The sequence below is a fragment of the Amycolatopsis sp. NPDC003861 genome, from assembly GCF_053605405.1.
In genome coordinates this window covers 1-10314 of the sequence record NZ_JBSGJD010000305.1, presented here as the reverse complement: position 1 = coordinate 10314, position 10314 = coordinate 1, and the positions used below count along the sequence as shown (strand labels likewise).

Genomic DNA, 10314 nt, shown 5'->3' with positions numbered 1-10314 from the left:
CGGCGCCCGGCCGGACGGCCCCGGCGGCCGCGCGCGGCGGGCGCCGGGGGCGCGACCGGCGGGTCCGGCGTGCGCAGGGTCGTCATCGGCTAGGACAGTCCCTTCTGGGCTTCGGTCATGAACCGGTTGACCGCGTCGTCGATGCTCATCCGGCCGAACGCGACCTCTTCGTACGTGCGCTGCAGCAGCTTCTGGATCGCCCCGGCCCCCTTCGGCGGCACCGGCGGCGCGGCCCCGAGCTTCGGCTCGAGCGCGGCTTCGTAGTCGTAGAGCGTCTTGTCGTTGCCCTTCGCCGACGACGCCAGCTGCGCGCGGACCTTGAGGTTCGGGGCGAGCCCGCGGTCGGTGCCGACGATCTTGCCGACCTCGGGATCGTTGATCAGGAAGTCGACGAGCTTCGCGGCGGCCTCCTGCTGCTGGCTGCGCGCGGACACGGCGAGGAACATCGACGGCCGCCGGTACTGCCCGGTGTCGCCGTTCGCGCCGGTCGGGTACGGCGCCACGTTCAGCGGCTTGCCGTTCGCCTTCTGGTAGGCCGGCAGCAGGTTGTCGTAGGCGAACTCCGAGCTGGTCAGCTTCTTGCCCAGCGGGGACTGCTCGGGCGAGGTGTTGTAGGACGCCGTGACGTCGGCGGGCGAGGCGGCCCTGGTGTCGCGGAACTTGCTCGCCAGCTGCCAGTAGCCGCGCAGGTCGTCGGCGGTGAAGCCGAGCTTGCCCTCGGGGGTGTAGAACTGCTTGCCCTGCTGGCGCAGCCAGATCTCCAGCGTGGTGTCGAGGATGCCGAAATCGGTCACCCCGCGCGCCGGGCCCGCCGTGCCGGCCTTCCGGGCCACCTCGGCGTAGGCGTCCCAGGTCATCCCCTTCGCCGGGTCACCGCCGGCCGCGGTGAACGCGGCCGGGTCGTAGATCATCGCCGGGGTGTTCTGCGCCCACGGAACCGCGTAGCGCTTGCCCTGGTAGACGCCGGTGGCGGCCAGCTCCGGGTTGACGTCGGCGAGCGAGATCGCCTTGCCCGCACCCGAATTCAGGTCGGCCAGGACATTGCGGCCGCCGTATTCGGCCAGGTAGCGGCTGTCGACGTTGAGCACGTCCGGCGGCTTGCCCCCGGCCGTCTGCGTCGCCAGCTTCTCCCAGTAGGCCGCGTACGCCGAGAACGACGTCTGCACCTTGATGCTCGGGTTCTTCTGCTGGAAGAGCTCGACGGCCTTCTTCGTGAGGTTCGCCCGCCCTTCGCTGCCCCACCACACGAAGTTGATGGTCACGTTCCCGCCGCCACCGGAGTCCGAGCCGCAGGCGGCCACCCCGGTCAGCAGCAGCGGGACCACCACGGCCAGCGCGGCGACACCCCGCCTCTTGGTCCTGCGCTCAGTTGTCCGCCCCATCGAACTCTCCGTCCTCAGCGTGTCAGCACTTTTCTGAAAACGCTGTCAGCGCGCTCACGGTAGGCAGTGCGCTCCATCGGTGTCAACGGGCAAATGGTGGCAATACCCCTTGTGCACCAACGCTTTCACGGTTCAGCGGGCACGCTGAGAAAGCGCTTACAGCACCGGTGGCGACAACCGGGCTGCCAGCGCTGGTGCGCACCGGCCGGGTTATCCGGTGCGTTCGGCGGCCGCGCCGCCCGTCCGGCGGCGTGCGGCACTCGCCCACGGGACGCCGATTTCCGAGAACAGCGCCAGCCGGTCCGCGGCGACGGCGACCTCTTCGCCGATCCCGCGCACGACCGGGTGCCGGCTCGCCCCTTCGCCGACCGTGCGGATCCAGCCCGCCGGGATTCGCGACGGCGACGGCGCGTCCCGCACCGCCTCGACCACCGAGGCGAACGCCCGGGTCCCGGACAGCGGCGCGAGCAGCAGCACGCCGTCCGGGTCGAGGTGGTGGGCGATCAGGTTGCGCAGCAGGTCGGCCGGTTCGCCGAGGTGGCACCGCTCGTCGTCGATCTCGAGGCGGTGGCTCTTGTACCAGAACTTCGCGCGCGCCCGCTCGCCGTGCACGACGACGTAGGGCTCGTGGTCCTGTTCGGCGCACAGCGAAGCGGCGACGACGATCTCGGGCCCGTCCGCGAACCGGATCCGCAGGCAGGCGGTGTCGTCGGCTTCGATGTCCCGGGTGCCGTAGAGCTCGAGGGCGATCTCCGCCGGGTCGCGCCCGGCGACCCCGCCGACCAGGAGCGCGGTGGCCACGGCGTGGGAGAACGGGTTGGTCAGGGCGCCGTCGACGACGGCCTCGCCGTCGAGCCAGCGCCGGCCGGCCCACGGGTTGCGGCGGTAGTAGGCGTCGGTGCGGATCCACGCCCCGGCCGCGCCGACGCCTGCTACCGCGCCGAGCTTGCCGTCGGCGATCGCGGCCCGCAGGACCGGCAGCACCGGGGAACCGAAGCTCTGAAACCCGGTCTGGCAGGCCGCGCCGGTCTCCGCGGCCAGCCGCGACAGCGTGGTGAAGCCGTCGAGGTCGAGCACCGGCGGGGTCTCCAGCAGCAGGTCGCTGCCCGCCCGCAGCACGGCGGCGCCGACCTGGACGTGCGCGTGCGGCGGCGTCGCGACGACGGTGATGTCGGGGCGGCAGCGGCGGAGCAGGTCTTCGACACTCGGGTGTGCGGTGCCGCCGGCCGGCAGCAGCGCCCCGGCGGCGGCCGACGGCGGCCGGACATCGGCCATGCCGGCGAACCGGACCAGTCCTTCGTCGTGCAGGATCCGCGCGCGGTGCAGGTAGCTGAAGGCGTAGCCGGACGTGCCGACGACCGCCAGCCTCGGCGGGTCCGCCACGGTGCGGCTCCGGCTCCCCGACATGGATCTCCGATCGGCGGGCACCGGTGGACGGCCCGCGCGGGACTGACGAATGGGGTCAGGCTTTCGGGAGAAACTTCCGGTCGCCACCGTAGGGTGTGCGCGACAAACGTGTCAATCATCAGGACCGCGGCGTCGAAATCATCGAACATTCGATGGTCCGGATGGACCTGCGGTTTTCGAGATAGCGCTTACTGGAATAGACCAGCTCGGCCTGCAAGTCGCGGGAACGGTTTGCAGGATTTGTTGACAACGCTCGCGGCCGTTTCCATGATGTTGCTCGGAGCCTGCCGAGGAGTTGCCGTGACCGTGACCATTCACGACGTCGCCCGCCGGGCCAACGTGTCGATCTCGACCGTCTCGCGCGCGTTCACGTCCCCGGACCTGGTCCGGCAGCAGACGCGCACTCGGGTGCTGGCCGCGGCTCACGAGCTGGGTTACCACGCGGCCGGCACGCCGCAGCCGGGACCGGCGGCGCGCACCGGGCACATCGGGATCGTCGTCTCCGACCTGGGCAACCCGTTCTTCACCGGGGTGCTCAACGGGGTCCAGGCCCGCGCCCGGCAGGACGACATCGCGGTGCTGTTCGCCAACAGCGACGAGGACCCGGCGATGGAGCAGAACCTCGTGCGCCGGATGGCCAAGCAGGTCGACGGCGTCGTACTGTGCAGCCCGAGCATGACCGACGACCAGCTGCGCGCGCTGGCCGGCCAGACGACCCTGGTGCTGCTCAACCGGGAGGTGCCGGGGATCCCGTCGATCGTGATGGACGCCGCGGACGGCATGCGCCAGGCGATCGAGCACCTGGCCGCGCTCGGCCACCGCCGCTGCGCCTACCTGGGCGGGCCGCGGGCGTCGTGGGCGAACCGCGCCCGCAAGCAGGGCCTGGCGGAGACCGCGCAGAAGCACGGCACGGACGTCGTCGAGTTCGGCCCGTTCCCGCCGGTGTTCGAGGGTGGCCTGCAGGGCGCGGACCTGGCGCTGGCGGCGGACGTGACGGCGATCGTCGCCTACAACGACCTGGTCGCCTTCGGCGCGCTGGCGCGGCTGAACGCCCGCGGTGTGCCGGTGCCGGACGAGATCAGCCTGGTGGGCTTCGACGACCTGGTGTTCGCGGCGATCTCGGCGCCCCCGCTGACGACGATCGCGATGCCGACCGAGGCGGCGGGCCGTGCGGCGGTGACGATCCTGCTGGGCCTGCTCGACGGCGAGGCCGACGAGCACACGGCTCAGGTGCTGGACACGCACCTGATCGTGCGCGCCACCACGGCCCCGCCCTCGGGTTAGCCCCCGAAGACGTTGCGGTCCAGGAACGGGTTGCGGAACTTGCCCTGCGGATCCAGTTTCCCGGCCAGCGCCCGGAACTCCGCCAGCCGCGGGTACTCCCCCGGGACGCCGTGGAAGAGCTTGCCCCAGTGCGGGCGCGCCCCGAACGGGGCCAGCCGCTCCTCGAGCACCGGCAGCACCGCCTCGACCTCCGGCTGCCGCGGCTGCCAGGTGAAGTGCAGGGCCACCCGGTCGCCGCCGTGGCAGGGGCTGAGCCACAGGTCGTCGCCCGCGATCGCGCGGATCTCCGAGACCAGCAGCAGCGGCGCGACGAGGTCGCCGATTTCGCGGACTGCGCGGATCGCGGCGGTGGCCGCGCCGTAGGGCACGAAGTACTCCGACTGCAGCTCGTCCCCGACGCTCGGGGTGAACGCCAGCGCGAAGTGCGGCAGCCGCTCGTGCCACGGACCCGGCACCCCCTGCTGGGGCGTGCAGTTGTCCGCGGGGATGCCGGCGGCGTGCGCCGGGTGGCGCGGCCCGTCCGCCGGGACCGCGCCGAACAGGCCGGTGCGCCCGGTGCCTTCGCGGCTCTTGACCCACACCTGGTCGATCCGGTCGTTCGCCCAGTTCGTGAACATGCTGACGCTGTAGCCGGCGTCCTCGATTTCGTCGAAATGCGTGTCCGCGGCTTCCCACGGCAGGTCGTCGAACACGTCCTGCCGGACGTCGAACGTGGGGACCACGTCGAGTGTCAGCCGGGTGACGACGCCGACCGCGCCGAGGCTCACGACCAGGCCCGGGAACTCGGCGTCGGCGCGGGTGAAGGTCTTCAGCGAGCCGTCGGCGGTGACCAGCTCGATCCCGGACACCGCCGCGGCGAGGCCGGGCTGCCGCCGCCCGGAGCCGTGGGTGCCGGTCGCGACGCTGCCCGCCACGGTGATGTGCGGCAGCGACGCAAGGTTCGGCAGCGCGAAGCCCGCGTCGTGCAGTTGCTGCGCGAAGTCGCCGTAGCGGGCCGATCCGCCGACCGTCACCGTGCCGTCGCCGATCTCGACACCCGTGTCGAGCGCGTGCAGGTCCAGCAGGAGCCCGCCCGGGGAGTCCGCGATCGTGTTGAAGCAGTGCCGGCTCCCGAGGGCCTTGACGCGCGTCGCGCCGGCGACGGCGTCCTGGACCTCGGCGACGGTCCGCGGGGTCGTCACCGCGTCCGCGCCGTAAGTGAGGTTCCCGGCCCAGTTCGATTCGCCCACCCGCTGTGTCCTTCCGCCGTCCTGGATCGCTTTCGACCCTACGCGGCCGCCACGCGCCAGAAGTCCCGCATCCAGCCGGGCGGCACGGGGTTGTCCTCGCCGACCTGGGTGAGCAGGACGGCCACGGTGCCGGTGGCGGGGACGACGTGCGCGGTGGTGCCGGTGCCGCCGACCCACCCGTACCGGCCCGGGACGTGCCACGGCTCGGTGGCGGCGATGTCCACCGAGCCGCCCATCCCCCAGCCCTGGCCTTCGAGGAAGAGCGCGCCGATCTCGCGGTGCGCCGGGGTGGTGTGGTCGGTCGTCATCAACCGGACGGCCTCGGGGGTGAGCACGCCCGCGCCCCCGCTCAGCAGCATCCGGCCGAACGCGACCCAGTCGCCCGCCGTCCCGGCGAGGCCGCCGCTGCCGAGCGGCAGCGCGGGCATCGTGCGCCACTGGCCGTCCGGCGGATCGGCGAGCACCAGCCCGCCGGCGGTCTTCTTGTAGAAGGCGGTGGACCGGGCGGGCTCGGCCACGAAACCCGTGTCGGTCATGCCCAGCGGGGCGAAGATCCGTTCGGCGAGGAACTCCGGGAAGGACTGCCCGGACGCGCGGGCGACGAGCAGGCCCTGGAGCACCGAACACGTGTCGTACAGCCAGGATTCCCCCGGCTGGTGGGCCAGGGGCACTTCGGCGAGCCGCACGAGCCAGACGTCGGGCTCGGGGAAGGTCTGCACCTCGCGGCCGTCACCCTGCACCGGGAGCAGCGCCTGCACGGCCGGGAGCGTGAAGTCCGACGGGAAGCCCCAGCCGGCCTGGCCGGTCAGCACGTCGAACACCGTGATCGGCCGCTTCGCCGGGACGACGTCGTCGAGCGGGCTCGACGGAGTGCGGACGACCTTCGGTTCGGCCAGCTCGGGCAGCCAGCGGCCGATCGGGTCGTCGAGGGCGAGCGTGCCGTCGTCCACCAGCACCAGCAGCGCGGCCGCGGTGATCGGCTTGGTGATGGAGGCGATGCGGAACAGCGTGTCCTCGGCCATCGGGCGGCTGCCCTCGACGTCGACCGAGCCGACGGCCACGACCTCCCGCCGGCCACCGGTGTCCACGATCGCCACCGCGCCGGGCAGCGTGCCGGCGTCGACGTGGCGTTGCAGGGTCTCGCGCAGGCTCATGATCCTCCCCAGGGTCGGTCCGACCCTAGTTCAGCGGGCCGGGATGATCGCCTGGTGGGTGCCGGCGAGGCCGTGCGGGCTGAGCAGGCGGCCCATCCGCTTCGGCATCCGCAGCGTGATCGCGCGGTCGAGAACGCGCGCCCCGGGCGCCGCTTCCGCCAGCCGCGTCTCGTAACCCGTGCAGTCGGCCGGCACCCGCAGCCACGCCGAGACGACGAGGTTGCCCTCCCCCACCACCGCGGCCGAAAGCCGGGTCTCCGGCAGCTGCGCGATCGCCGTGCCGGCGCGGTCGAGCTCCGTCGGGTGGACGTCGAGGCGGTAGCCGGCGATCACCGGCCAGCCGGCCGGGACGTGCGCGAGGTCGCAGCGGAAGTCGAGTTCGTGGTTGCGCAGCATCCGGGCGAGGGTGCGCCGCACCGCCGACTCGCTCATCCCGCAGTCGCGGGCCAGCACGGCGTAACTGCGCCGGCCGTCCTCGCCCAGGGACTCCACCAGCGCGCGCAGGTCCCGGTCGTTCCACTGCTGCGGGACGACCAGCCGGGCCTGCACGGCGGTGTCGTCGAGCACCGCCCGCTGCTCCGGGGCGAGCGCGTCGACCAGCCAGCCGCTGCCCTCGCGGTAGACGCGGGTCGCGACGGCGAACCGGACCTCCCGCACCCCGGGCAGGGTGCCGATGCGGCCGGTGACCAGGGCGTCCAGCGCGTCGAGGTCGCGGGCGGCCAGGCCGAGGAACAGCGCGAACCGGCTGGTGGTGCGCTCGACGCTGAACACCGACGGCCAGCCGCAGAGCTCGCGCGTCAGGGCACTCAGCGCGTCCGGGCGGCAGGCGAGGTCGACGTAGCCGACGGTGGTCGTCGGCGGCGTCGAGTACGCGGTGAGCCAGGCGAGCCCGGCGGCCTGCAGCCGTTCCCAGCGGCGGGCGGCCGTCGTCGCGTCGGTGCCGACGGCGGCGGCGATGCGGGTCCACGGCGCCCGCGGGTCGCGCTGCAGCGCCTCCACCAGCGCGAGGTCCGACGCGCTCAACCCCGGGCGCGCCGCTTCCGGCGGCGCACCGGGCGAAACGGGCATGGCGCATTGTGACCTGATCATGACCGGCTGCCAAGGGGCCGTCGGACTCCCCCGGCGGCCCCTCGTCGTCCTTCCGTCGTCGTCCTACCGCCGCCGCAGCCGCGGCACCGCGGCCGCACCCGCGACCAGCACGAGGACGCCGCCGAGCACGAACGGCAACGCGGGCACGTCACCGGGATCCGCGGCGGGCACCGCGCGTTCCCGGCCGCCGTAGCCGCCGCCCGCGCCGTCGCGGTCGTAGGCCGAGCCCGGCAGCTTGTCCGCGTACCGCTGGTGCAGCGCGGCGCGGTAGGCGGCCAGGGACAGCTTCGTGCCCGCGGCGAGGCCGGTGACCGAGCCGTCCAGGACGGTCACGGCGTCGCCGTGCACCGCGTACCAGGCGTTGACCTGCGGTTCGTGCAGGAGGTAGCCGCCGGCCGCGGCCTGGGCGTACTGCCGCTCGTAGTCGCCGGACGCGACGTTGACGACGGTCCAGGCCGGGCCTTGGCGCTCCGCCCAGACGGTCGCGGCGGTGCCGTCGCCGGTCTTCGCCGGGACGGCGACGTAGGCGAGCGCGGCGGGGACGTCCGACTTCCCGGCGACGAACGCCGCGGTCGGCTCGTAGACCGGGACCTGCGTGCGCGGGTCGGCCGTCTGCTGCGCCGCCGTGGCCGCGTGGCTGCCGGGGAACTTGGTCTTGGCGAGGCGGCCGAGGGTGTCCGGGCCGCCGGTGACCTGCCCGATGGCGGCGGTGTCGGCGGCGGTCGGCGCGCCCGCGGGCCCGCTCGCCGCGCCCGCGGCGCCGTCCGTGGTGAGCATCGCGGCGCCGGCCAGCACGGCCACGCCCATCGCTTTCCGCAGCATGCTCATCCCTCGATCCCGTACAGCGTGTGGGTCCACTGGAACTGGTTGTTCGAGCGGTAGGTGTCGTAGTTCATCGAGTTGTAGCGGCTGTTGTTCGGCCACGGGTCGCCGTATTCGACGCGGGTGGCGCCGCCGGAATTGTCATATCCGTAGAGCACGTGCATGTGGCCGCCGCCGGACCGCCAGCCGATGCGCGTGCCGACCGGTTTTCCGGCGTCGATCTGGCTTTTGACGCCGGTGAAGGAAAGCGTCTGGCCGCCCGAATTGTACGACCCGACGTTCGTGAAGCCGAGGTAGCGGAACACGCGCTGCTGGTCGGACAGGTAGCCCTGGTTGTTCGCGCAGTCGCTGCCGGACTCGTTGTGCGCGATCTGGCAGAACCGGGTCTGGGTCAGGGAGTATCCCCAGAAGGCGGCGATGGTGTTGCCGCTGGCGTCCCAGCACCACTGGTCTTTCTGCTGGGCCTGCATGGTGATCCCGAGATCGGTCCGGGCCGCGGCCGCGGCGGCCGGCGCCTGCAGCGCAACGGCCGCGACCGAGAGCGCGGCGAGTCCACACAGGACTCGTGAGGTGGTTTTCACGAAGTGCTCCTCCAGCCGGTGACGATTCGACGTGGTGGCACGGAATACTCCGCGCCCGGCACGGTGATCCGGTACCTACCAAGGGAGGATTGCGTTGACGGGAAACGATTCGGGCGGATCCCGGCAGCTCCGGGACGCCGGATTCCGGCATCGGCTCGGGGCCGCCGGACGGATTCCGGCGGCCCCTGCTTCGCGCCCCGGTCAGGACACGGTCGTCGTGCCGAGGACGGCGTCCTGGTCCGGCGGGTCGAGCGTCAGGGCGACGTCGAACTCGCCGAGGCTGCTGTCGGTGACGACGTGCGTGCTCGCGGCGGCGTCGACACTGCTGGTCGCCTCGCCGGCCGGGGTGCCGGCCGGGACGGTGAAGTCGACCTGCCCGATCGCGGTGAACTTCAGGCTGCCTTCGGCGGGCACCGGCGTCTCGGGGATCGGCAGTTCGACCGGGATCGCGACGGACTGGCCGCCGACCGCGACGTTCACCCGGGACTTGATCGAACCGGAAAGCCGGGTGGCGCCGACCAGGCGGAGGCCGTCGCCGGCGGCCTGGCCGGCGTCGACGTCGAGGCTGAACGGCACCGAAATCGTGCTGCCCGCGGTCGTGGCCGCCGGGATGTCGGCCTTGACCACCACGGCGACCTGCTGGTCACCGATCAGCGGGAACCCGCCCCGGTAGGTGAGCGACTTTTCGGCGGCCGCGGCCGGTCCGGCGGAAACAATGGCGAGCGCGGCGGCCAGCAGCGCGGCAACGCCGATTCCACGGGTTTTCCGCATTTGTTGGTCCTTTCCTCGTCGGGCTTCGGATACTAGGTGGAAAACTTCCCAACCGGCCACGACTGTTTTCGGTTGCGGAAAAATTTGTCACGGGCGTCGGTCCTCGCCGTCGCGGTTTTTGTCATTCGCCCGCGCGAGAGCGGCGGTGTAGTGCCGGTGTAGCGGCGGGGCGCAGGGTTCTCGTCGCCGGGCCGCCCGCCCGGCCTACTGAGGGAGAAACCATGCGCATGATCTGCCAGGCGGCCGCGCTCTCGGCCGCCCTGCTCTTCGGCGGCGCGACCGTCGCTTCGGCCGCCGTCGCCCCGTCGGAGGTCTACGCGGAGGTGACCGCCGCCGACATCGCCGACCCGGGCGCGGTGATCACCGACTCGGCGGCCGACCTCGCCGCGGCGCGGACCGCGAACCAGGCGATCGCCTGGTTCTCCAGCCGCAACGGCAGCACCGCGTACCAGGGCTACTGCGAGAAGGCAGTCCGCCTGGCGTGGGACCGCGTGACGCATCCCTCCGAGGATGGCGCCGCGGCAGCGGAGCACTGCCCGCACAGCCGGCAACAGAGATTCCCAAGAACACGACGGCCGCCCGGGCCACGCCCGAG

At 72.7% G+C, this 10314-nt stretch carries 10 protein-coding genes; 2 read left to right on the top strand and 8 right to left on the bottom strand.

Going from position 1 to position 10314, the window contains the following annotated elements; all coding sequences use genetic code 11:
• Positions 1 to 89: 89 nt before the first annotated feature.
• Positions 90 to 1382, bottom strand: coding sequence for an ABC transporter substrate-binding protein (locus tag ACWEVN_RS42625; protein WP_452055075.1), 1293 nt, complete (start codon positions 1380 to 1382; stop codon positions 90 to 92).
• A 210-nt stretch (positions 1383 to 1592) separates the two neighbouring features.
• A complete protein-coding gene (locus ACWEVN_RS42620; RefSeq protein ID WP_452055074.1) occupies positions 1593 to 2789 on the bottom strand; it encodes a Gfo/Idh/MocA family protein in 1197 nt (398 codons plus the stop codon).
• A gap of 300 nt (positions 2790 to 3089) precedes the next feature.
• Here ACWEVN_RS42620 and ACWEVN_RS42615 point away from each other — a divergent pair, with 300 nt between their 5' ends.
• Positions 3090 to 4073 carry a LacI family DNA-binding transcriptional regulator gene (locus tag ACWEVN_RS42615; RefSeq protein WP_449685996.1) on the top strand — a complete coding sequence of 328 codons (984 nt, stop codon included), beginning with the start codon at positions 3090 to 3092 and terminating at the stop codon, positions 4071 to 4073.
• On the opposite strand, the gene ACWEVN_RS42610 is transcribed toward ACWEVN_RS42615, so the two are convergent.
• The 6 genes from ACWEVN_RS42610 to ACWEVN_RS42585 all read right to left on the bottom strand — a co-directional run bounded on the left by ACWEVN_RS42610 (position 4070) and on the right by ACWEVN_RS42585 (position 9719).
• Positions 4070 to 5302 carry an FAD-binding protein gene (locus ACWEVN_RS42610; RefSeq protein ID WP_452055073.1) on the bottom strand — a complete coding sequence of 411 codons (1233 nt, stop codon included), beginning with the start codon at positions 5300 to 5302 and terminating at the stop codon, positions 4070 to 4072. The genes ACWEVN_RS42615 and ACWEVN_RS42610 overlap by 4 nt on opposite strands.
• A 38-nt stretch (positions 5303 to 5340) precedes the next feature.
• Positions 5341 to 6456, bottom strand: coding sequence for a serine hydrolase domain-containing protein (locus tag ACWEVN_RS42605; RefSeq protein WP_452055072.1), 1116 nt, complete (start codon positions 6454 to 6456; stop codon positions 5341 to 5343).
• A 30-nt stretch (positions 6457 to 6486) separates the two neighbouring features.
• Positions 6487 to 7524: an Lrp/AsnC family transcriptional regulator gene (locus tag ACWEVN_RS42600; protein ID WP_449685994.1), complete on the bottom strand. Its 1038-nt coding sequence runs from the start codon at positions 7522 to 7524 to the stop codon at positions 6487 to 6489.
• 84 nt (positions 7525 to 7608) lie between these two features.
• On the bottom strand, positions 7609 to 8373 hold the full coding sequence (locus ACWEVN_RS42595) for a hypothetical protein (RefSeq protein ID WP_452055071.1): 765 nt from the start codon (positions 8371 to 8373) through the stop codon (positions 7609 to 7611).
• Positions 8370 to 8948 carry a papain-like cysteine protease family protein gene (locus tag ACWEVN_RS42590; RefSeq protein WP_449685992.1) on the bottom strand — a complete coding sequence of 193 codons (579 nt, stop codon included), beginning with the start codon at positions 8946 to 8948 and terminating at the stop codon, positions 8370 to 8372. The genes ACWEVN_RS42595 and ACWEVN_RS42590 overlap by 4 nt, the downstream gene beginning before the upstream one ends.
• A gap of 201 nt (positions 8949 to 9149) precedes the next feature.
• Entirely contained in the window at positions 9150 to 9719 is a 570-nt protein-coding gene (locus ACWEVN_RS42585; RefSeq protein WP_452055070.1) for a DUF6801 domain-containing protein, read from the bottom strand.
• Positions 9720 to 9940: 221 nt separating this feature from the next.
• Here ACWEVN_RS42585 and ACWEVN_RS42580 point away from each other — a divergent pair.
• A partial coding sequence (locus ACWEVN_RS42580) for a hypothetical protein (RefSeq protein ID WP_452055069.1) occupies positions 9941 to 10314 on the top strand: 374 nt, incomplete at its 3' end.

Coding starts and splice junctions, on each gene's coding strand:
- ACWEVN_RS42625 (WP_452055075.1), bottom strand. CDS start 1,382: ATGGGGCGGACAACTGAGCGCAGGACCAAGAGGCGGGGTGTCGCCGCG.
- ACWEVN_RS42620 (WP_452055074.1), bottom strand. CDS start 2,789: ATGTCGGGGAGCCGGAGCCGCACCGTGGCGGACCCGCCGAGGCTGGCG.
- ACWEVN_RS42605 (WP_452055072.1), bottom strand. CDS start 6,456: ATGAGCCTGCGCGAGACCCTGCAACGCCACGTCGACGCCGGCACGCTG.
- ACWEVN_RS42600 (WP_449685994.1), bottom strand. CDS start 7,524: ATGCCCGTTTCGCCCGGTGCGCCGCCGGAAGCGGCGCGCCCGGGGTTG.
- ACWEVN_RS42595 (WP_452055071.1), bottom strand. CDS start 8,373: ATGAGCATGCTGCGGAAAGCGATGGGCGTGGCCGTGCTGGCCGGCGCC.
- ACWEVN_RS42585 (WP_452055070.1), bottom strand. CDS start 9,719: ATGCGGAAAACCCGTGGAATCGGCGTTGCCGCGCTGCTGGCCGCCGCG.